Source organism: Micromonospora gifhornensis, assembly GCF_016863515.1.
GTDB lineage: Bacteria > Actinomycetota > Actinomycetes > Mycobacteriales > Micromonosporaceae > Micromonospora > Micromonospora gifhornensis.
The window spans coordinates 39254-60652 of record NZ_BOPA01000022.1 but is presented as its reverse complement, the minus strand read 5'-3'; the positions used below and the strand labels follow the sequence as shown (position 1 = coordinate 60652).

Below are 21399 nucleotides of genomic sequence, written 5' to 3'. Positions count from 1 at the left end.
GTGAGGGGACTACGCATGTACCTGCGGCGGTTGGAAGGCACCGGAGTGCCGACCGACCACGACCACCTGCTCGACGCCGCGCGTGAACCACGCCCCACGGCTGGGCCGTCCGACTCGCCGGATCCGGTCGCCGGGCTGCTGCGGGCCGCCGCCGGCCCGCCCCGCCCGGCGGAACTCGTCGGCGAGGAGAAGGCGCTCGCCGCCTTCCGGGCCGCCCGGCAGGCCGGCCTGACCGCTCCACCGTCCCGCCCCACGCGCCGGCGGCGGTTCACCGCCGGCGTCGTGGTCTGGATCGCCGGGGTGGCCGCCACCGCCACCGCCGGTGCCGCCCTGGCGGCGGTACGGCTCGACTGGCCGCACGAGCGGTCGGCGCCGCCGTCGACCCCGATCACCCGTCCCGTCGCGCCGTCGCCGAGCGCAGCGGGCGGGCAACCTGATCGGGGTGGCGGCACCCCGTCCCAGGGAGTGCCCGGCGCCGCACCCACCGCCTCCCCGGGAGTCACCCCCGGCGTCAGCGCCGAGCCGACCGAGGGCGCGCCGGACCCGACGACGTCGGCCTCGCCCACACCCGAACCGCCTCAGCAGCGTGAGCCGGCGGTGGACCGTACGGTGCAGGCCGGCCCGGGCAACTCCGACAACACCGCCGACCGGCCAGGGCTCTGCAAGGCCTACCTGTCGAAGCCGGAGCGCCAGCGGGAGAAGGCGCTGAGGACCCCCGCGTTCAGCGAGTTGGTGGTCGCGGCCGGCGGTGCCGACAACGTACTGGCGTACTGCCAGGCGGTGCTGGCCGAGACCGACCCGGAGTGGCTGGCCAGACACGGTCCCGCCGCCGGGTCCACCGACGCGGCGGGACTCCTCCCGGCTGCCCTGCGGAGGATTTCCCCTTGACGTTCGGTTGATGCCTGCTAGACAGAAGGTGGCGGTCCGCCGATGTCACAGGTACGGGTTACCGTGACTGACAGGGCTGAGCCGGCAGCGCCGAAGGGAGCCGTCGCATGGTGCCAAGGGGAGCCGTCGCATGGTGATGTCACCGGAGCTGGACCGGGTCCAGGAGTTGCGTGATCGCGCTGCGGCCGCCCGGCATCTCGCCCGGATCTGCTTCAAGACCGGCCCACCGACCTACACCGGCGTCGAGCTCGAATGGACTGTCCACGATGCCGTCGACCCGACCCGTCCCGTCGACGCCGAGCGGCTGCGCGCGGCGCTCGGGCCCTACAGCCCCACCACGTTGGATCCGACCAGCCCCGCGCTGCGACTGTTGCACGGCGGCGCGGTGACCGTCGAGCCGGGTGGCCAGGTGGAGATCTCCACCCCACCGCGCGCCTCCGTGGCGGCCCTGATCGAGGCCACCCAGTCCGACATCGACCAGGTCGCCCGCCTGCTGGGCGCCGCCGGTCTGCGGCTGGGCAGCACCGGAATCGATCCCCACCGTCCGCCCGGAGCGTTGCTCGACACTCCTCGCTACCGCGCCATGCGTCTGGCCTTCGACAGACGTGGCCCGGCTGGGCGCACGATGATGTACGGCACCGCGGGCCTGCAGGTCTGCCTGGATGCGGGCGAACCGGGTCAGGTGGCGGCCCGCTGGGCGGTGGTGCACATGATCGGGCCACCACTGCTGGCCGCCTTCGCCACCTCAGGCAGACACGCCGGCCGGGACACCGGCTGGGCCTCGGCCCGCATGGGCGCGTGGCTGCGCATCGACCCGGCTCGTACCGCCGCGGTCTGGGACCCCGGCCGACCCGACCAGGATCCGGTCGCCGCCTGGACCGCGTATGTGCTCGCCGCGCCGTTGCTCTGCGTCCGCGACCCCGACGGCGACTGGACCGCGCCACCGGGCGTCACCTTCGCCGACTGGCTCGACGGGGCGCTGCCCCGACCACCCACCGTCGACGACCTCGACTATCACGCGAGCACGCTCTTTCCGCCGGTGCGCCCGCGTGGCTACCTCGAACTGCGCTACCTGGACGCCCAGCCGGGCCGGGACTGGACACTCCCGCTTGCGGTGCTCGCCGCCCTGCTAGCCGACGCCGAGACGATCGACTCGGCCGTCGCGGTCGCGGCGCCGGTGGCCGACAGGTGGCAGAGCGCGGCCCGGCACGGCCTGGGCGACCCGGCCCTGGCCTCGGCCGCCGCCGCCCTGTTCGACCTGGCCCGGGCGGCACTGCCGCGGCTCGACCTGCCGGCGGAACTGCACGACGACATCGACCGAGGGCTGCGCCGACGGCGGGCCGCGGCACGAAGGAGGCAAGGGTGACCCACACCGTGACCGAAGGGGCGGACGCCGAGGCACTGCGCAGCCGGATCGCCGCGGAACTGGAACGCACCCGGGCCCGGACCGCCCTGCTGACCGAGGTGGTGGACGACGCCGACCTGATGCGCCAACACTCGCCGCTGATGTCCCCGCTGGTGTGGGACCTGGCCCACGTGGGCAACCAGGAGGAGCTCTGGCTGGTGCGCGACGTCGGCGGCCGGGAGCCGGTGCGGTGCGACATCGACGACCTGTACGACGCCTTCAAGCAGCCCCGCCGGGACCGCCCCTCGTTGCCGCTGCTGCCGCCGACCGAGGCGCGGGCGTACGTGGCCACCGTCCGGGACAAGGTCTTCGACCTGCTCGACCGGGTCGCCTTCGACAGCCGTCCACTTGTCGCCGACGGTTTCGCCTTCGGCATGATCGTGCAGCACGAGCAGCAGCACGACGAGACCATGCTCGCCACCCACCAGTTGCGCTCCGGGCCGGCGGTGCTGCAGGCGCCGCCGCCACCCGAACCGACCGTACGGCCCGCCGCGGAGGTGCTGGTGCCGGCCGGCCCGTTCGTGATGGGCACCGACGCCGACCCGTGGGCACTGGACAACGAGCGTCCCGGCCACCGGGTGGAGCTGCCTGCGTACCTCATCGACGCCACGCCGGTGACGAACGGGGCGTACGCCGAGTTCATCGCCGACGGCGGGTACGACGATCCGCGCTGGTGGAGCGAGCGGGGCTGGCAGCACCGTCAGGAGGCCGGGCTGAGCGCGCCGCTGCACTGGCGGCGTGACGGCGACGGGTGGGCGTACCGGCGCTTCGGCCGGTGGGCCCCGGTCCGCGCCGACGAGCCGGTGGTGCACGTCTGCTACCACGAGGCGCAGGCGTACGCCAGCTGGGCGGGCAAGCGACTGCCCACCGAGGCGGAGTGGGAGAAGGCGGCCCGCTGGGATCCGGCCACCGGCCGCTCCCGGCGCTACCCGTGGGGTGACGACGACCCGACCTCGGCGCACGCCAACCTGGGGCAGCGGCACCTGTGGCCGGCGCCCGTCGGCGCCTATCCGGCCGGTGCCTCGCCGCTGGGCGTGCACCAGCTCATCGGCGACGTGTGGGAGTGGACCTCCAGCACCTTCCGGGGCTACCCGGGTTTCGTCGCCTTCCCGTACCGCGAATATTCGGAGGTCTTCTTCGGCGACGACCACCAGGTGCTGCGGGGTGGTTCCTTCGGCACCGACCGGGCGGCCTGCCGGGGCACGTTCCGCAACTGGGACTACCCCATCCGGCGGCAGATCTTCAGCGGCTTCCGCTGTGCCCGTGACGCCGACGCCGAGCAGGCCCGCCGGTGACGGTGGGCTGATGTGCCGCCACCTGGTCTACCTGGGACCACCGGTGACCCTGCGCGAGGTGCTCCTCGATCCGCCGTACTCGCTGCTGCGTCAGTCCTGGGCCCCCCGCGACATGCGCGGCGGGGGGACGATCAACGCCGACGGGTTCGGTGTCGGCTGGTATCCGGGCGACGGCCCGCCGGTGCGGTACCGGCGGGCGCAGCCGATCTGGAGCGATCCGACAATCGCCGACCTCGCGGCGGTCACCTCGACCACGGCGGTGCTGGCCGCGGTGCGTTCCGCCACGGTCGGCATGGCGGTCGTCGACGGCGCTGCCGCCCCGTTCACCGAGGGCCGGTGGCTGTTCAGCCACAACGGCGTGGTGCGTGGCTGGCCGGACTCGATGGTGCCGCTCGCCGCCGAACTACCCGTACGCGACCTGCTCACGCTCGACGCGACGACCGACTCGGCGCTGCTGTGGGCGTTGGTGCGGCACCGGCTGCGCGCGGGCGTCGCACCGCAGCAGGCGGTCGCCGAGACGGTCACCCGGGTCGCCGCGGCCGCCCCCGGTTCCCGGCTCAACCTGCTGCTCACCGACGGGCACACGGCGGTCGCCACGACCGTCGGGCACGCGTTGTCCCTGCGGGCCACACCCGCATCGGTGCTGCTCGCCTCCGAGCCGCACGACGACGACCCGGGTTGGCGAGAGGTGCCGGACGGCCACCTCGTGCAGGCCACCGCGACCATGGTGCGCCAGTGGGCGCTCACCGGGCCGTGAACCACCCGGACGAACCGACAAGCATCACCGAAAGGAAGCAGATGAGCGCCGAACCGCTGGAGATACACCTGGACGACCGGGACGTGGCCGAGAGCCTGCGTCGGGACGTACGCGTGGGGCTGAGCGCCGAGGCGAAGTGGCTGCCCCCGAAGTGGTTCTACGACACCCGGGGCAGTGAACTGTTCGACGAGATCACCCGGCTGCCGGAGTACTACCCGACCCGGGCCGAGCGGGCCGTGCTGGCCGAACACGCGGCCGAGATCGCCGAGTCGACAGGCGCGAAGACGCTTATCGAGCTCGGGTCCGGGTCGTCGGAGAAGACCCGGCTGCTCCTGGACGCCTTCACCCGTCGGGGCGGCCTGGGCACGTTCGTCCCGCTGGACGTGTCGGTAAGCGCGCTGCGGGGCTCCACCGCCGCTCTCGCGGCCGACTATGCCGGGCTGCGGGTGCGCGGCATCGTCGGTGATTTCACCCGTGACCTGCATCGGCTGCCGGCCGGTGGGCGACGGCTGGTGATCTTCCTCGGCGGCACCATCGGCAACCTGTTGCCGGCCGAGCGGGCCGAGTTCCTGACCCGGATGCGGGCCGCCCTGGAGGTGGGGGACTGGTTCCTGGTCGGCACCGACCTGGTCAAGGACCCGTCGGTGATCGTGCCCGCCTACGACGACGCGGCGGGGGTGACCGCCGAGTTCAACCGCAACGTGCTGCGGGTGCTCAACCGGGAACTCGGTGCCGACTTCGATCCGGAGGCCTTCGACCATGTCGCGCTCTGGGATCCGGAGCGGGAGTGGATCGAGATGCGACTGCGGGCACAACGACCGATGCGGGTCCGGGTGCTGGACATGGCTGTCGATTTCGCCGCCGGCGAGCAGATGCGGACCGAGGTCTCGGCGAAGTTCCGCCCCGAGGGGATCGCCGCCGAACTGGCTGCGGCCGGGCTGCCCGCGTACCGGTTCTGGACCGACCCGGACGGCCTGTTCGGGGTGACCCTGGCCCGCGCCGACTGACCCCTGCCGGGGGGGGGCGACGCGTCCGCCGGGCCTCGACGCCAGCCACCCCACCCGGCCGTCCGACCCTCGGGTGGTCGGCTAGGCTGGGCGCAGCGAAGGGGAGTAGCCCGCAACATCGTGGTCGACATACTGGTGCGTTCCGCATCCGGCCACGGGGCCTCGCGCAGCGAGGCGGGCGAGACCTTCGACCAGGCTGTACACAGCCGGGTCGAGGGCATCCCCGTACCTCCTCCCGGCATGATCCGGAAGGATGTCATGGAGGGGTTCCTCGTCGCGCTGGCCGTCAGCTTCGGCGTGATCTTCGTTGCGGAGCTGGGAGACAAGTCCCAGCTCATGGCGCTGGCTTTCGCCACCAGATATCGCACCATGCCGATTCTGATCGGCATCACCGTCGCCACCGCCGTGGTGCACCTGGCCTCGGTGGCCATCGGGTACGGCCTCGGCTCGGCTCTGCCGACCGGCTGGATCTCACTGCTGGCGGGTGCGGCCTTCATCGGCTTCGGGCTGTGGACCCTGCGCGGTGACAGCCTCACCGAGGAGGACAAGCGCAAGGCCGCCCGGGGCGGAAAGTCCGCGGTGCTCACCGTCGGTGTCGCGTTCTTCCTCGCCGAACTCGGCGACAAGACGATGCTCGCCACGATCACCCTGGCCACCCAGTACGGGTGGTTCGGCACCTGGGTCGGTTCGACGATCGGCATGGTGGCCGCCGACGCGCTCGCCATCATCGTCGGCCGGCTGCTCGGCCGGAAGCTGCCGGAACGGACCATCAAGTACGGTGCCGCCGCGCTGTTCGCGATCAGCGGCATCTGGTTGATCATCGACGCGCTCACCGAACTGCTCTGAACGGCCGCCCCGGCACCGACTACCCGGGTGCCGGCCGGGTAAGGCGCCGGGGTGAACGTCGAGGAGGTTGTCGACCGCGGTCACCAGCTCGTGGTGACCGCGGTCGAGCTGGTCGGTGTCGTGGTGATCGTCGCGGGGGTGGGCTGGGCGGCGCTGCGGTTCGTGGTCGACGGGCTGCGGTGCCGCGACGCCGTGGTGTTCACCCGGATCCGGCTGACCCTGGGCCGCTTCCTCGTTCTGGGCCTGGAGTTCCAGTTGGCCGCGGACATCCTGCGTACCGCGTTGTCGCCGACGTTCGCCCAGATCGGTCAGCTCGCCGCGGTCGCGGCCATCCGGACCGGCCTGAACCGTGTCCTGCGCAAGGAGATCGAGCAGGAGCAACGGCAGGTGGAGAAGCCCCGGGAAGCGACACGATGATCGGGGCCCTGGCCGCGGTGGTCGGCGCGCTCGGCGTGCTCAGCGCCGGTGTGGCGCTGCTCGCCACCCGGTCGGTGCCGACGGCTGTCGAGGTGCTGCTGGACATGCTTGTCGCCGCCGGGCTGGTGCGGCTGGCCGGTGGGACGTCCTGGTCGGGTCTGGCGGCGGTGGTCGTGCTCGTGGCGGTGCGTCGGATGCTGCGGGCCGGGCTGCTCGCCGACGACCGCTGGCGGGCCTCGGCTCGCCGACGCCCGGCCGGACAGGCCGACCGGGCGTCGAGCCGGTGAGACGTCAGGCGTCGGGTCGTTGGTAGACGTCCGGCACGCCGTCCTGGTCGAGGTCGACCTGCTCCTTCATGGCGATCAACCGGTAGGCCCGGTTGCGGCGGACCAGGACCACGGTGGCCAGCAGCGCCGAGATCAGCGATCCGGCCAGCACCGCGGCCTTGACGTTGGCGCCCGCCATGCTCTCGGCACCGAACGCCAGTTCGCCGATGAGCAGCGAGACGGTGAACCCGATGCCCGCCAGCAGCGACACACCGAGCAGGTCCGACCAGGTGATGTCCTCGTCGAGTCGGGCCCGGGTGAACCGGGCCAGCAGGAACGTGGAGCCGAGGATGCCGACGGTCTTACCGACCACGAGACCGAGCACGATGCCGATCACGATCGGATCGCTTGCCACCGCACCCAGGTCGGCGCCGCGCAGCGAGACCCCGGCGGCGAAGAACGCGAACACCGGTACGGCGAAGCCGGCCGAGATCGGCCGCCACTTGTGCTCCAGGTGTTCGGCCAGACCCGGCGCGGGGCGTCCGTCGCGGCCCTTGCCGGCGAGCACCGGCACGGTGAAACCGAGCAGCACGCCGGCCACCGTGGCGTGCACCCCGGAGGAGTGCACCAGGGTCCAGGCGATCACCGCCAACGGGATGAGTGCCCACCACCAGGTGCGCCGCCGCTGCACGAGCAGCGCGAACAAAGCGATGGGCGCGATGGCGCCGAGCAGCGGGAGCAGGTTGAAGTCGTCGGTGTAGAAGATCGCGATGATGGTGATCGCGAGCAGGTCGTCGACCACTGCCAGGGTGAGCAGGAAGGCACGCAGCCCCTGCGGCAGGTACGCCCCGATCACCGCCAGCACGGCCAGCGCGAAGGCGATGTCCGTCGCGGTGGGGATCGCCCAGCCGCGTAGCCCCTCGCCGCCGGCGGTGATGTTGACGGCGACGTAGATGAGTGCGGGCAGCGCCATGCCGCCGACCGCCGCCACGACCGGCAGCGCGGCCCGGCGTGGGTCGCGTAGCTCGCCGGCGACGAACTCGCGTTTGAGTTCGAGGCCGACCACGAAGAAGAAGATCGCCAGCAGCCCGTCGGCGGCCCAGGCGGCGAGGTCGAGGTCCAGGTGCAGCGCCGAGCCGCCGGGCCACGGCACCCATCGCCCCAGCTCGCTGTAGGAGTCCCCCCACGGGGAGTTGGCCCAGATCAGCGCGATCACCGCACCGACCAGCAGGAGGGCGCCACCGACGGTCTCCGTGCGCAGCACGTCGGCCAGGAAGCGGGCCTCCGGCCAGGAGGTACGGGAGAAGAGGCGGCGCACGCCGCGGTGTTGCGGGCGTGGGTCGTGGTCGGTCATGCGCAGATTCCACCTGTCGATCGGGGAGTACGGATCTCGTCGCCGACCAGACTTCCCGGCACACCGGCCACGACCTTATCCCCTGGCGGAGGCGGGCGCGAGAGCGGCGATCGGGCGACCCCCATCCGGCCACCGGCTCGTCGATGTCTCCCTGCGTCAAACCGCATCTTTTCCGCGGCGAGGGCGATTCCGACGGACGCTCGGTCCGGTTGGGCATGGGGGAGCGGAGTCGCCGCCAGGAAAACGCCTAACTCCGGACACAGGCCACATAAGCCGCTTTAATGGTTTCACGAGATTCAGTCGACCTTGGGGGTTTTCGTGAAGTTCTTTGGCGTTACCGGGCCGATCCGGAGGCGTGCCTGATGGACCTGTTGCGCCAGCTGCGCCTCGTGCGGCAGCACTGGTGGATCGTCCTGGTCACCGTCATGGTGGCGCTCGGCGTGACCGCCTTGATCACGGTCCGGGCGCAGCCCCGCTACGTCGCCTCGGTCACCTTCTTCGTCACCACCCCGAGCCAGGGCGTCACCGACGCCTACCAGGGCGGCCTGTTTCTCCAGCAGCGGGTCAAGTCGTACGCCGAACTGCTGACAAGTGACCGCCTGGCGCAGAGTGCCGCCGCCGATCGGCAGGTCGGGCTGACCGCCGAGGAGATCCAGCGCAGGGTGAGCACCTCCACCGAGAACGGCACAGTCCTGCTGCGGGCCTCGGTGACCGACACCGACCAGGCGCGGGCGCTGCGAGTCACCGAGGCGCTGTCGGCGAACTTCGTGGAACTCGTCCAGAAGGTCGAGACCAAGCCGGACGGCTCTGCCGGCCCGATCAAGATCGAGGTGGTGAGCGGCCCGCGCGTCACGCCCAGCCCGGTCTCCCCGCAGCCGGTCCGCAACACCGTCATCGGCGCCCTGCTCGGCCTGCTGGCCGGTGTCGGCCTGGCGGTGCTGCGCGGGATGGCCGACGTCCGGTTGCGTGACGCCGCCGCGTTGCGGCGGGTCACCGGCAGCCCGTTGCTCGGTGAGATCCCGCTGGACGGCAGCGCCCGGGTGGCCCCGCTGATCGTCGGGGACGCCGCGACCTCGGCCCGGGCCGAGGCGATCCGCAAGCTGCGGACCAACCTGCGCTTCGTCGACGTGCACGAACCGGCCCGGGTCATCGCCGTCACCAGCGCGCTGCAGGGCGAGGGCAAGACCACCCTGTCGTGCAACCTGGCGATCGCCCTGGCCGAGGCGGGCTGGCGGGTGCTGCTTGTCGACGCCGACCTGCGTCGGCCCAAGGTCGGCCACTATCTGGGCGTCGACTCCGGGGTCGGACTGACCGACGTGCTGGTCGGCGACGTGCACGTCGGCGACGTGGTGCAGCGGTGGGGCGACAAGTCCCTGCTCGTACTGCCCAGCGGCTCGGCACCGCCCAACCCGAGCGAACTGCTCGGCTCCAAGGCCATGTCGGATCTGCTGCTGGCACTGCGCGAGTCGGCCGACATCGTGATCATCGACACCGCCCCGCTGCTCGCCGTCACCGACGGCGTGGTGGTGGCCGTGCAGGCCGACGGCGCGCTGCTGGTCAGCCAGCAGGGACGCACCTCGCGGGCACAGGTGGCCGCCGCCGCCCGGGCCCTGCACTCGGTCTCCGTACGGCTGCTCGGCTGCGTGCTCAACATGGCGCGGGTGCCCAAGACCGACGCCTACCAGTACGAGGCCTACCGAGTGGTGACGGACGCCGCGTCGACGTCGGCAGCGCGGTCCTCGGCCGGCCGGCACGCCGAGCGTCGAGGCGCTGCCGAGCCGGTCGACCACACCCAGGAACTCACCCGGCTGTCCCGATGAGCACCGCCAGTGGTCGCAGCGACCGTTCGATCTCCTCCGCGCAGCGCCGGAACTGCTCAGGCGTACCGGCGACAGGGTCGGGCAGGTCGTCGGCGTCGCCGGGAGCGGGTTGCAGCCGCGCCCGAGCCAGCGTGGCGGCGGTGACCGCGGCGGCCAGCGGACCATCCTGCTCGGTCAGCGGCGGCTCGACGGCCGCGGCCAGGCGGCCGAACTGGCGCAGGGTGAACGTCCGATGCAGCGCGGCCGGCGCCATCGCGGTACAGACCGAACGCTGGCGGCGGGTCGCCGTGAGCACCAGTACCGCGTCGGTGAGGTGCTCCGCTGCCAGCCGTCGGGTGCGAAAGGTCTCCGGATCCGCACCGGCCTCGGCGACGACGGCCGCCGCGTACGGGTGCATGGCGCGTCCTGTCACCGCGTCCGTGCCGGCGCTGGCCACGGTCACCGGCAGCCCGGCGAGCATGCGGCGCGCGGTGTACTCGGCCATCGGTGACCGGCACAGGTTGGCGTGGCAGACGAACAGAACTGCGTTGACCATCGGGAACCCTCTCGACGAGGCGGCCGCACACGCTGGCGCCGCAACGAAGGACGGCCGCCACCGGCACCCGTCCCGGGAGGGGTTGCCGGCATCGTACGCAGCGGGACAGCCCCTCGTCGCGGACGCCGCGCCGGGTCGGGCGGGAGCGGGGGTGTCCCGGTGCGCATCGGCATCCTGACCTACCACTTTCCGCCCGAGCCCGCGTTCATCCCGGGCAGCCTGGCCGAGGAACTGGCCGCGCGCGGCCACGAGGTGCGGGTGCTGACCGGGTTTCCCGACTATCCCGGCGGTCACGTCTACCCGGGCTGGCGGCAGCGCTGGCGGCACGAGACCCGCAGCCGCGGACTGACCGTGCGCCGGGTGCCCCGCTACAGCACGGGTGACGGGGGTGTCCGGCCCCGGATGGCGTCCTGGCTCTCCTTCGCCGCCAGTGCCGGGTTGGTCGGTCGACGCTACCTCGCCGACGTCGACGTCCTCTACGTCCATCAGCCGCCGGCGACGGCGTTCGCCTCGGCGACGCTGCTGCGGCTGCTCGGCCGCAAACCGGTCGTGCTGCACGTGCCGGACGTGTGGGCGGAGCAGGCGCCGGACGACACCGACGACGGCCGCTGGGCGGCACGGGTACGCGCCGCCATGACCCGGACCTACCGGGCCGCCAGCGCGATCGCGGTGAGCACGCCGTCGTTGCGTGACGCGGTGGTCGCGGTCGGCGCCGATGCGGACCGGGTCCAGGTGGTGCTCAACTGGACCGACGAGCGGATCTTCCGGCCCGCGCCGGCCGGCTCGGCCGCCCGGGGACTGGTCCGCCGCGACGAGCGGTGCGTGGTGATGCACGCCGGCACCATCGGCGCGCGGCAGGGGCTGGAGACGGCGGTACGGGCGGCGGCAGCGCTGGAGAACACCATCGATCTGGTCCTGGTGGGCTCGGGTGCGCACGAGCGGCGGGTGCGGGGGCTCGCCGCCGAGCTGCGGGCCGACAACATCCGCTTCGTCGACCGGCGTTCGCCGCTGGACATGCCGGAGTTGTACGCGGCCGCCGACTACCAGCTGGTCATGCTGCGGGATCTGCCGGCGCTGCGCAGCACCGTACCGGACAAGCTCCCGGCGGCCCTGTCCTGCGCGGCACCCGTGGTGGCCTCGGCCGGCGGCGACACCGCCGCGCTCGTGGAACGGGCCCGGGCGGGACTGTCCTGCCCGCCGGAGGACTGGGCCAGCCTGGCGGACCGGTTCTGGCTCGCCGCGCAGATACCCCCGCCCGCACGAGCCGAGATGGGCCGTCGCGGCCGGGAGGCGTACCTGCGGGACATGTCGCTGCCGGGGGGCGTGGATCGGATCGAACGACTCCTGCGGGAGGCCGCGGTGGGCGATTCGAGGGGTGGAGCGGATACGTCGAAGGCCACCCTCATTCCGGCCGAATGAGGCGATAACAGCCATAAAACGGTCACCAACTGTTAGAACTATGGTGCCTTCTGTCCATATCGCCAGAAGTGAGGTAAGTGTGACGGACAGTGAAAGTCCGCGTCGGCGGCGGAGTCGATCCCGCCGACGGCGGCGTGCCCGACTGCGTCGCGTCCTGCTCACCTCGCTGGTGGTCACCTCGTTGGTGCTCACGATCGGCGGTTGGGTGGGATTCCGGGGCTGGCAGGCCCGGGCCCACCTGGTCAACGCCGCCGGTCTGGCCAGCGAGCTCAGTGGCCATCTGGTCGGCGGGGACACCGCCCGGGCGCAGCGCACACTCGCCGCACTTCAGGAGCAGTCGGGTGCGGCCCGCCGGGCGACCGGCGACCCCGGCTGGTGGCTGGGCCGGCAGGTGCCGTACGCCGGCGGCAACCTCACGGCCGTACGGCAGATCTCCATCGCCATCGACGACCTGGCCCGGCAGGCATTTCCGGCGCTGCTGGAGGTCGACCTCAGTGGCCTGGTGCCCCGCGAGGGCCGATTGGACGTCTCCGACCTGCAGGCCGTCGCCACCCGGTTGACCGAGGTCGACGCCACGGTGCGGCGCACCCGGTCGGACCTGCTCGCCATCGACGACGATCGGCTGATCGACCAGGTCCGCGAGGCGGTGGTCCGGTTGCGGGGCGAGATCGACCGGCTCGCCGACCTGACCTCCGCCGCGGACCGGGCCGGCCGGCTGCTGCCACCGTTGCTCGGCGCCGACGGCCCGCGCCGCTATCTGCTGGTGTCGCAGAACCTCGCCGAGTTGCGCGCGACCGGGGGCATGTTCGGCGCGTACGCCCTGATCGAGGCGAACAAGGGCCGGCTCAGGATGGGCTCTCAGGGCAGTTCGGCGGGCTTCGGGGCGTTCACCAAGCCGCTGAAGGTGCCGGCCGAGGTGAAGGCCCTCTGGGGCGACCTGCCCGGCATCTATCCCGCCGACGTCAACCTGACCCCGCATTTCCCGACCGCCGCCGCGCTCTACCGCGACATGTACCGGCGGAGCGCGCAGGACACGGTCGACGGGGTGCTCGCCGTGGATCCGGTGGCGCTGTCGTACCTGTTACGGGTGACCGGTCCGGTCCGGGTGCCGTCCGGGGTCGAGTTGACCGCCGACAACGTGGTGAAGACGCTGCTCAGCGATACCTACCAGCGGATGGAGCCGGCCGAGCAGGACGCCTTCTTCGCCGCCGCCGCCGGCTCGGTGTTCGACGCCCTCTTCGAGCGGAAGATTCCCCCAAGTGGGTTGCTATCCGCGTTTGACCGTTCTGTCACTGAACGCCGGATATTGTTCTGGAGTGCCCGTCCGGAGGAACAGCGGACGTTCGGTGACAGCCGGATGGCCGGGACGCTTCCGGAACAGGACGCGGTGCCGACAGTCGGCGTCTTCCTCAACGACGGCAGCGGCGCCAAGCTCGGCTACTACCTCCGGCAGAGCGCCGACCTGGCGGTCGGTGAATGTCAGGGGGACGGACGCCGCGAACTGCGCCTGCGGGTGACGATGCGCTCCACCGCACCGTCCTCCGGGCTCAGCGAATCGGTCCTCGGTCTGGCCAGGTCGGGCGACCCGTACACCGTCCGCACCCTGGTCTCGGTGTACGCGCCGGCCGGCGGGGCGGTGCTCGACATCCGCCTCGACGGGGACGAGACCGTGACGGCCACCGGCACCGAACGGCGCCGGCAGGTGGCCACCGTGAACGTCGAGATCGGCCCGGGCGGGAGCAAGACCCTGGAGGTCTCCCTGCTCACCGGCAAGACGGACACGGGAGATGCCGAGCTGTGGCTGACCCCGACCACCGCCCCATGGACCACCCAAGTTGTTACCGCACCTAGCTGTTCACAGTAGGAGGGAACGAGAAATGCGGCTATCCCGCATCATCATGGCGCTCACGGTCGGTCTGGCCGTAGTGGCCGTGCCGGCCGTGGCGGGGGCGGCGCAGCCGCAGCCGTCGCCATCGCCCACCGTCACCGATCCGCCTCAACCACCGCCGTACCCGCCGAACCTGGTGACGACGCTTACGGTGAACCGGCCCACCATCTTCCTCGGCGAGACGGTGGTCATCACCGGCCGCAACTTCGGGCCGAACGAGACAGTCGACATCGTGGTCACGGCCCAGCCGCTCGCCGCGCCCGCGGCCGGCACCGCCCGCCGCAGCGACGGCAGCACCGTCGCCATGGCACCGGTGGCCTTCCAGGCGGCCGCCGCGGTCGACCGTTTCACCGCCCGGACGAACGCCGCCGGCGTCTTCACCCGGCGGTACACGCCGCGGGTGACCGGCCTGCTCACCATCACCGCCACTGGGCGCGAGTCGGACCGTACCGCCTCGACCGAGCTGCGGGTGCTGCACAAGAAGAAGCCGCACCTGCCGGTCACCGGCAGCAGCCTGGGCACCCCGATGAAGGTCGGTGGTGGCCTGGTCGCGGTGGGCGGTGTGATGCTGCTCGGCACGATGCTCTGGCGGCGGCGTAACCGCTTCGGGACCGGTGGCGCACGCTGATCCCGTACTCCGGGCAGTGCCCGGAAGCACCGTAGCCGGTGCCCGTCGGACACCTCCGGCGGGCACCGGCCGTGTGGCGGTTCGCCATTCGACCTCGCTCGCCGGCCGGATCACCGACCGATCCGGCGGTGAGCGCTGGGGGTGACGCCGGTCCGGCCACGCCGAGGACGAGGCGGGTCGGCGTAGAGTCGGCTCGTGGAGCCTACCGAGTCGATGCCGGCGCAGACCCGACCGCCCGGGGTGGCGACCGTCGATCCCGGCAGCGTCCTGCTGCCCGGCCACGACGTGCCGCTGGGCCGCTACACCACGGTCCGGCGGTTGCTGCCCCAACGCACCCGGCGGATGGTCGGCGCCTGGTGCTTCGTCGACCATTTCGGCCCCGACGACGTGGCAGAACGTCCCGGCATGGAGGTGCCGCCCCACCCGCACACCGGCCTGCAGACCGTGAGCTGGCTGCTCGACGGTGAGATCCTGCACCGGGACAGCCTCGGCAGCGTCCAGTCGATCCGTCCGGGGCAGCTCAACGTGATGACCTCCGGCCACGGCATCGCCCACTCCGAGCGGTCGCCGGTCGACCACCCGCCGCTGATGCACGGCGTGCAGCTGTGGGTGGCGCTGCCGGACCCGGTCCGGTCCGGCCCGGCCGACTTCGCCCACCACGCGCAGCTGCCCCGCTGGCGCGACGGGGCGTTGGACGTCACGCTGCTGGTCGGCGAGCTGGAGGGTGAGCGGTCACCCGCCCGGGTGCACACCCCGCTGGTCGGCGCACAGCTGGAACTGACCGGCACCGGGCCGGTCGGCCTGCCGTTGCGGCCCGACTTCGAGTACGCCCTGCTGGCCGTCGACGGCGCGGCGGAGGTCGACGGCGTACCTGTCGCACCCGGGGCCCTGCTCTGGCTGGGCACAGGACGCGCCGAGTTCACCCTGCGCGGCGCGGCGGGCACCCGGCTGATGCTGCTCGGCGGCGCACCCTTCGAGGAGCCGCTGGTGATGTGGTGGAACTTCGTCGGTCGTAGCCACGAGGAGATCCACGCCGCCCGCGAGGACTGGATGGCCGGCCGCCGGTTCGGCACCGTCGCCGAGGACCCGGATCCCCCGTTGCCCGCGCCCGCCCTGCCGACCGTCCGTCTCAAGGCCCGCGACCGGGCCGGCGGCTGGCGGGACTGACCGGCCACCACCGCAGGCGTGAGCGGCCCGGGCGCGGGTAGTAGCCGGCATGGCAACGGCGACATCCACCATCGAGGACAAGAAGCGTCTGGTACGCCGGCTGGCCGGCAGCGGTCGAGGCTTCGCCGAGCAGTACGGCTTCCGGGTGACGAACAATCCGGCCAGCCTGTTCCAACTGCTCTGCCTCGCGATCCTGCTGGCTCGCCGGGGCGACTACCGGCGGGCCCTGGACAGCGCGCACGCGCTGCCGGACGCCGGGTGGGACAGCGCCGCCCGGTTGGCCCGCGCACTGCACGAAGACCTGGTCCGGGTGCTGCGCGAGCGCGGTCAACGCGGTGACGTCGAAGCGCTGGCGGACCTGTTGGGTGACCTGGCCCGTACCGTGGTGCAGCGGTACCGGGGCGACCTGCGGCGGCTGCGCTCCGCCGCCGGGTACGACCCGGACCGCGAACGGGAGTTGCTCACCGCGCTCCCCGGAGTGGACGCCGCGGTCGTCGAGCTCTTCCTGCGCGAGGTACAGGCGCTGTGGGGCGAGGTGGCGCCGGTGGCCGACCGGCGGGCGTTGGCCGCGGCCCGCCGGCTCAAGCTGGGCCGCTCCGCCGAGGACCTCGCCGTGCTGGCCGGCGGTGGTGAGTCGGAACGGCTGGCCTGGCTGGTCGGGGCGTTGGCCCGGATCGACCTGGAGCGCCGGTACGCGGAGCTGCCTGCGTGAGATATTCGTTCGGCGACCCCCTGTTGACCGTTCGGCTGATGCGTGTCGTATGATTCTCGCGGTAGCAGCAGTCACCCGGTTCGGGTGAGCTGTGGGCCGCCTGGTGGTCCCGACCGGTTCGGACGGGACGCCACCAGGGCAGGTGGCTACTCAGGGGCGCCGCCGGTCGCGGTTCGTGGCCGGGGCGCCCTCCTGACGCTCCGGCCGCCGCGCCGCCGGTTCTCAGATGCTGCGCAGGTGTTGCGAGACCCGCTGATGACGCTTGTCCCGGCCGGCGGCGGCGCGCTGTGCGTCGTCCACCTCGGGAGCTGCCTCGATGCCCGCGGAGCGGGCCACCTCCGGGCCGTTGGCATAGTCCACCGGTGGCAACGCGCGCAGGGCACGCAGCACATCCGGCGGCGCTCCCTCCCGCTCGGCCTCGCGTAGCACGTCGTCCTTGCCGGCGGGAAAGTCCAAACTGGACAGGTAGTGCAGTACGTCGGCGTAACTCGCCATGGTGTCGGCTCCTCCCGGCTTCGATCCGCCACGACCGGGCGCGGTTACCCGGCCGAGCCGGTGTCACGCGCCGCGAGCGGGAAAACCGGCAGCCGTTTCCGGCGCGTCGCGGCGGGTAACCGCGCGACGAGGGGGGTACGCGATGAACTACGACACGTTCGTCGATCAGGTCGCCCAGCGCACCGGCACGTCCTCGCAACGGGCGGTGGAGCTGATCCAGGCCACTCTGGCGACGCTCGCCGACCGGTTGACCGGTGGCGAGGTGCTGGATCTGGCCGTTCAACTGCCCGAGCCGCTGCGGCTGCCGCTGCGACCGACACCCGCCACCGAGGCGGCGGAGCGCTTCGGTGCCGGTGAGTTCGTCGCCCGGGTGGCGCTGCGCGCCCGGATCGACGAGTCGGCGGCCCGCGGCGTGATCAGCGCGGTGTTCACCACCATCCGTGAGGCGGTGACCGGCGGCGAGTTCGACGAGCTGGTCGTGCAACTGCCCCGCGACTACCGCGACATCGTCGAGCCCGCGATGGCCCCCGGCGCCACCCTGCGCCGCCGCTGACCGGCCCACGGGCCGACCCGGGGGCACGACGACCCGGGGGCACGACGACCCGGCGGCACGACGACCCGGCGGCAGGACGACCCGGCGGCGGGGCGGCGCGATGCCGGGCAGGGCGGGCTCAGCCGATCGCGCCTGCGGTCCGCAGCTGCGCCACCCGGTCCGCCGGGTAGCCGATCTCGTCGAGCACCTCGTCGGTGTGTTCACCGGGCCACGGTGGTGGTCGGCGTAGTGCGGTGGGGCTGCCGGAGAACCGGGGGGCCGGTGCCGGCTGGCGTACCCCGTCGTGGACGACGAAGGTCCGCCGGGCGGCCAGCTGCGGGTGCTCCGGCGCCTCCTGCCAGTCGAGCACCGGCGCCAGGCAGGAGTCGGAGGTGGCGAGCAGGGCCGCCCACTCGTCGCGGGGTCGGGTGCGGAACAACCGCGCCCAGGCCGCCCGCAGGGCCGGCCAGTTCGCCGGGTCGGTGCGGTCGAGCGCCTCGTCCGGCGGCAGCGGGAAGCCGGTGCGGCGGACCAGTTCGTCGTAGAACTTCGGCTCCAACGCGCCGACGGCGATGTACCGGCCGTCGGCGCACTCGTAGCTGTCGTAGAACGGGGCGCCGCCGTCGAGCAGGTTCACCCCCCGAGGGTCCTGCCACATGCCCAGTCGGCGCAGCGCATGGATCTGGGTGCTGAGCACCGCGACGCCGTCCACGATCGCCGCGTCGACCACCTGGCCGGCCGCCCCGCCGCGTACCGCGTACAGCGCGGCGACGACGCCCAGGGCCAGCATCATGCCGCCGCCGCCGAAGTCGCCGAGCAGGTTGAGCGGGGGCACCGGCGGCTCTCCGGCCCGGCCGACGCCGTGCAGGGCGCCGGTCAGGGCCAGGTAGGTGATGTCGTGTCCGGCGTACGGCGCGTACGGGCCGTCCTGCCCCCAGCCGGTCATCCGGCCGTACACCAGTCGTGGGTTGATCGCGTGGCAGTCGGCGGGGCCGAGGCCGAGCCGCTCGGTCACGCCCGGGCGGAAGCCTTCGATCAGGGCGTCGGCGTCGGTGATCAGGGCCAGCGCCACCTCGCGGCCGTCGGTGGACCGGAGGTCCACGGCGATCGAGCGACGCCCCCGGTTGAGCAGGTCCGGGTGCGGGGTGCCGAAGCTGCTCGGATCCACGTCGCCGACCCGGTCCACCCGGATCACGTCGGCGCCGAGGTCGGCGAGCATCATCGCGGCGAAGGGGCCGGGCCCGATGCCGGCCAGCTCGATCACGCGTACGCCGGTCAACGGGCCGCTCGGCAGCTCAGCGGTCATCTCGGTCACGATAAGGGCTCGCATCCACGCCTGTGGAACACGACCCGGCTGCCCCGCCTGGCGAGCCGGTTCGGGCTGTCCTAACCTTGTCGGGACGAGGGGAGTACTTCCCACGAACCATACCGGTCAGTACGGCGTACCCAGGGTGCGCCTCGGGTGGTTGCCCACGATTCCGTGGGTGAAGGAGACCTCGAACATGACACGGTGTTCGAGGAGGCCCCATGTCCGAAATGTCGTACGTAGCTGCGGGTTTGCAGTCCATTGGCACGCCCTCGCTCTGGGCGATCACCATTGCCGGAGTCATCGCGCTGCTGGTGCTCGACTTCGTGGTGACCCGACGCCCGCACGAGGTGTCGCTGAAGGAAGCACTCGGCTGGTCCGCCTTCTACATAGCCCTGCCGCTGGCTTTCGGTGCCTGGGTCTGGTCGCAGTACGGCAGACAGGAGGGCATCGACTACCTCGCCGGCTACCTGGTCGAGAAGTCGCTGTCGGTCGACAACCTCTTCGTCTTCATGCTGCTGCTGGCCGCCTTCGCGGTGCCGAGCGTGCTCGCCCAGCGGGTGCTGCTGTTCGGCATCGCCGGTGCGCTGGTGCTGCGCGGCATCTTCATCGCCCTCGGCGCGGCGGCGCTCCAGACACTCGACTTCGCCTTCCTGATCTTCGCGCTGATCCTGCTGTTCACCGCGGCCAAACTGCTCCGGGACGCCTTCACCGGCCATGAGCAGAGCGTCGACATCGCCAGCATGCGCTCGGTGCGCCTGCTGCGCCGGTTCATGCCGGTGGTCAACGAGTACCACGGCACCAAGATGACAGTCCGCGTCGACGGTCGCCGGGCGTTGACGCCGCTGGCGTTGGTGGTGGTGGCGGTCCTCGCCACCGACGTGGTCTTCGCCGTCGACTCGGTGCCCGCCGTCTACGGCATCACCGAGGACCCGTACCTGGTCTTCGCCACCAACGCCTTCGCCCTGCTCGGCCTGCGGGCGCTGTACTTCGTGCTGCACGCGGCGCTGAGCCGGCTGGTGCACCTCAGCTACGGTCTGGCGATCATCCTGGCCTTCATCGGGGTCAAGCTCGGCCTGCACTGGGCGCACGGCATCTGGGAGAACGTCCCGATCATCCCGACCGAGATCTCTCTGATGGTCATCGTCGCCGTGCTGATCGTCGTCACCATCACCAGCCTGCGGGCCACCCGCAACGTCGTACCCGGATCGAAGGAGGTCGTCACCGAACGACGGTGACCAGACACGCCGGACCGGCCCGCGAAGCCGGCCCGGCGTCCTGTCGGACGTGGTAGGACTGAGCGGTGGGAATCATCACGCCGGGCTTCTCGGGTCGGCCGCGCTCCGCTGCGCCGGAGCTGCCGCCCGGGCAGTACCTGACACCTGACTTTCCCGTGCTCTCCGCCGGCCCCACGCCGAAGGTGCCGCGTGACACCTGGGAGTTCGTCATCACCACCGAGACCGGCGCCGAGCACCGGTGGAGCTGGGACGAGATGATGGCGCTGCCCCAACAGACGCCGACCGTCGACATCCACTGCGTCACCCGCTGGTCGAAACTCGGCACCAGTTGGCAGGGGGTCTCCCTGGACACCCTCTTCGAGGACGTGGACACCGCCGCCGACTACGCCCTGGCGCACTGCTACGGCGGCTACACCACGAACCTGCCGCTTGACGACCTGCTCGACGGGCAGGCCTGGCTGGTGCACACCTTCGACGGGGAGGAACTCCCCGCCGAACACGGCGGTCCGGCCCGACTGCTGGTGCCGCACCTCTACTTCTGGAAGTCCGCCAAGTGGGTGCGCGGCATCCACCTGGGCCACGAGGACACCCCCGGTTTCTGGGAGACCGCCGGCTATCACGACTACGGTGACCCGTGGCGTGAGCAGCGGTACCAGGGCGATTGAGCGGGCGGATGCGCTGGCAGCCGGCCCGGCTGGTCAGCCGCCGGGTCGAGACGGCGACCGCGCAGACCCTGGTGCTCGAGGTGCCGGACTGGCCCGGCCACCTGCCCGGCCAACACGTCGACATCCGCCTCACCGCCCCCGACGGCTACCAGGCCGCCCGCTCGTACTCCCTGGCCGGTCCCGCCGACGGCGACCGGATCGAGGTGACCGTGCAGCGGGTGCCCGACGGCGAGGTGTCGCCGTTCCTGGTGGACGGCTATCAGGTGGGCGACCCGGTGGAGGTTCGTGGGCCCCTGGGTGGCTGGTTCATCTGGCGACCGCAGCAGACCGAACCGTTGCTGCTGGTCGCCGGCGGGTCGGGTGTGGTGCCGCTGATGGCCATGGTCCGGGCCCGTCGGGCGGCGGGCAGTCGCGTCCCGTTCCGGTTGATCTATTCCGTACGCACCCCCGACGACGTGTTCTACGCCGAGGAGTTGCGTCAGCGGGTCCGTGACGATGCCGGTCTCGACGTCGCGTACGTCTACACCCGCGAGGCACCCGAGCAGTGGCCGGGCCGGCCGCACCGGATCGGTCTCGCCGACGTCAACACCCACGGTTGGCCGCCGGAGCTGGAACCCCGGGTGTACGTCTGCGGCCCCACCGGGTTCGTGGAGACCGTCGCCGACCTGCTCGTCGGGTTGGGACACCCGGCCCGCCTGGTGCGGACCGAACGCTTCGGCCCGACCGGCTGAGTAACCCGACCCGCTGAGTACCGCCCGA

At 72.2% G+C, this 21399-nt stretch carries 22 protein-coding genes; 18 read left to right on the top strand and 4 right to left on the bottom strand.

The features are described from left to right. The 8 genes from Vgi01_RS17090 (at position 1) to Vgi01_RS17055 (ending at position 6902) form a co-directional block, all read left to right on the top strand. The gene (locus Vgi01_RS17090; RefSeq protein WP_204291662.1) at positions 1-888 is read left to right on the top strand and encodes a hypothetical protein; all 888 of its coding nucleotides are present in this window, start codon (positions 1-3) and stop codon (positions 886-888) included. A 130-nt stretch (positions 889-1018) separates the two neighbouring features. Continuing rightward, positions 1019-2254: an ergothioneine biosynthesis glutamate--cysteine ligase EgtA gene (egtA, locus tag Vgi01_RS17085; protein ID WP_204291661.1), complete on the top strand. Its 1236-nt coding sequence runs from the start codon at positions 1019-1021 to the stop codon at positions 2252-2254. After that, entirely contained in the window at positions 2251-3588 is a 1338-nt protein-coding gene (gene egtB, locus Vgi01_RS17080) for an ergothioneine biosynthesis protein EgtB (RefSeq protein WP_373306977.1), read from the top strand. The genes egtA and egtB overlap by 4 nt, the downstream gene beginning before the upstream one ends. Positions 3589-3598: 10 nt before the next feature. After that, positions 3599-4345: an ergothioneine biosynthesis protein EgtC gene (gene egtC / locus Vgi01_RS17075; protein WP_204291680.1), complete on the top strand. Its 747-nt coding sequence runs from the start codon at positions 3599-3601 to the stop codon at positions 4343-4345. Positions 4346-4386: 41 nt separating this feature from the next. Beyond that, positions 4387-5352, top strand: a complete 966-nt coding sequence (gene egtD / locus Vgi01_RS17070; protein WP_204291660.1) for an L-histidine N(alpha)-methyltransferase — start codon at positions 4387-4389, stop codon at positions 5350-5352. 258 nt (positions 5353-5610) lie between these two features. Next, positions 5611-6198 carry a TMEM165/GDT1 family protein gene (locus Vgi01_RS17065; protein ID WP_204291679.1) on the top strand — a complete coding sequence of 196 codons (588 nt, stop codon included), beginning with the start codon at positions 5611-5613 and terminating at the stop codon, positions 6196-6198. A gap of 51 nt (positions 6199-6249) precedes the next feature. Beyond that, complete coding sequence (locus Vgi01_RS17060) at positions 6250-6615, top strand: DUF1622 domain-containing protein (protein ID WP_102656339.1); 366 nt, start codon at positions 6250-6252, stop codon at positions 6613-6615. Next, positions 6612-6902, top strand: coding sequence for a hypothetical protein (locus tag Vgi01_RS17055; RefSeq protein ID WP_102656340.1), 291 nt, complete (start codon positions 6612-6614; stop codon positions 6900-6902). The genes Vgi01_RS17060 and Vgi01_RS17055 overlap by 4 nt, the downstream gene beginning before the upstream one ends. Positions 6903-6906: 4 nt before the next feature. On the opposite strand, the gene nhaA is transcribed toward Vgi01_RS17055, so the two are convergent. Continuing rightward, positions 6907-8235 carry a Na+/H+ antiporter NhaA gene (gene nhaA, locus Vgi01_RS17050; RefSeq protein WP_204291659.1) on the bottom strand — a complete coding sequence of 443 codons (1329 nt, stop codon included), beginning with the start codon at positions 8233-8235 and terminating at the stop codon, positions 6907-6909. A gap of 362 nt (positions 8236-8597) precedes the next feature. Here nhaA and Vgi01_RS17045 point away from each other — a divergent pair, with 362 nt between their 5' ends. Beyond that, on the top strand, positions 8598-10055 hold the full coding sequence (locus Vgi01_RS17045) for a tyrosine-protein kinase domain-containing protein (protein WP_102656342.1): 1458 nt from the start codon (positions 8598-8600) through the stop codon (positions 10053-10055). On the opposite strand, the gene Vgi01_RS17040 is transcribed toward Vgi01_RS17045, so the two are convergent. After that, complete coding sequence (locus tag Vgi01_RS17040; protein WP_204291658.1) at positions 10036-10590, bottom strand: arsenate reductase/protein-tyrosine-phosphatase family protein; 555 nt, start codon at positions 10588-10590, stop codon at positions 10036-10038. The genes Vgi01_RS17045 and Vgi01_RS17040 overlap by 20 nt on opposite strands. Before the next feature lie 159 nt (positions 10591-10749). Between Vgi01_RS17040 and Vgi01_RS17035 the strand changes: the two genes are divergently transcribed. The 5 genes from Vgi01_RS17035 to Vgi01_RS17015 all read left to right on the top strand — a co-directional run bounded on the left by Vgi01_RS17035 (position 10750) and on the right by Vgi01_RS17015 (position 16404). After that, on the top strand, positions 10750-12009 hold the full coding sequence (locus tag Vgi01_RS17035) for a glycosyltransferase family 4 protein (protein WP_102656344.1): 1260 nt from the start codon (positions 10750-10752) through the stop codon (positions 12007-12009). Between the two features lie 79 nt (positions 12010-12088). Further along, positions 12089-13873 (top strand): DUF4012 domain-containing protein, encoded by a 1785-nt coding sequence (locus Vgi01_RS17030; protein ID WP_204291657.1) that lies wholly within the window; start codon positions 12089-12091, stop codon positions 13871-13873. A 13-nt stretch (positions 13874-13886) separates the two neighbouring features. Further along, positions 13887-14525: a hypothetical protein gene (locus Vgi01_RS17025; RefSeq protein WP_102656346.1), complete on the top strand. Its 639-nt coding sequence runs from the start codon at positions 13887-13889 to the stop codon at positions 14523-14525. A gap of 195 nt (positions 14526-14720) precedes the next feature. Continuing rightward, positions 14721-15692 (top strand): pirin family protein, encoded by a 972-nt coding sequence (locus Vgi01_RS17020; RefSeq protein ID WP_204291656.1) that lies wholly within the window; start codon positions 14721-14723, stop codon positions 15690-15692. Between the two features lie 49 nt (positions 15693-15741). Then, complete coding sequence (locus Vgi01_RS17015) at positions 15742-16404, top strand: hypothetical protein (protein WP_204291655.1); 663 nt, start codon at positions 15742-15744, stop codon at positions 16402-16404. Positions 16405-16626: 222 nt separating this feature from the next. Here Vgi01_RS17015 and Vgi01_RS17010 read toward each other — a convergent pair whose 3' ends face one another. Then, a complete protein-coding gene (locus tag Vgi01_RS17010; protein WP_204291654.1) occupies positions 16627-16899 on the bottom strand; it encodes a DUF2795 domain-containing protein in 273 nt (90 codons plus the stop codon). Positions 16900-17041: 142 nt separating this feature from the next. Here Vgi01_RS17010 and Vgi01_RS17005 point away from each other — a divergent pair, with 142 nt between their 5' ends. Next, on the top strand, positions 17042-17452 hold the full coding sequence (locus Vgi01_RS17005) for a DUF2267 domain-containing protein (RefSeq protein ID WP_102656349.1): 411 nt from the start codon (positions 17042-17044) through the stop codon (positions 17450-17452). A 118-nt stretch (positions 17453-17570) separates the two neighbouring features. Here the strand turns inward: Vgi01_RS17005 and Vgi01_RS17000 are convergent, their stop codons facing one another. Next, complete coding sequence (locus Vgi01_RS17000; protein ID WP_204291653.1) at positions 17571-18737, bottom strand: CaiB/BaiF CoA transferase family protein; 1167 nt, start codon at positions 18735-18737, stop codon at positions 17571-17573. Between the two features lie 221 nt (positions 18738-18958). Between Vgi01_RS17000 and Vgi01_RS16995 the strand changes: the two genes are divergently transcribed. The 3 genes from Vgi01_RS16995 (at position 18959) to Vgi01_RS16985 (ending at position 21371) form a co-directional block, all read left to right on the top strand. Continuing rightward, on the top strand, positions 18959-19975 hold the full coding sequence (locus tag Vgi01_RS16995) for a TerC/Alx family metal homeostasis membrane protein (protein WP_204291652.1): 1017 nt from the start codon (positions 18959-18961) through the stop codon (positions 19973-19975). Positions 19976-20049: 74 nt separating this feature from the next. Then, complete coding sequence (locus Vgi01_RS16990) at positions 20050-20640, top strand: sulfite oxidase-like oxidoreductase (RefSeq protein ID WP_204291678.1); 591 nt, start codon at positions 20050-20052, stop codon at positions 20638-20640. Between the two features lie 8 nt (positions 20641-20648). Then, positions 20649-21371 (top strand): ferredoxin reductase, encoded by a 723-nt coding sequence (locus Vgi01_RS16985; RefSeq protein ID WP_204291651.1) that lies wholly within the window; start codon positions 20649-20651, stop codon positions 21369-21371. Positions 21372-21399: the final 28 nt, after the last annotated feature.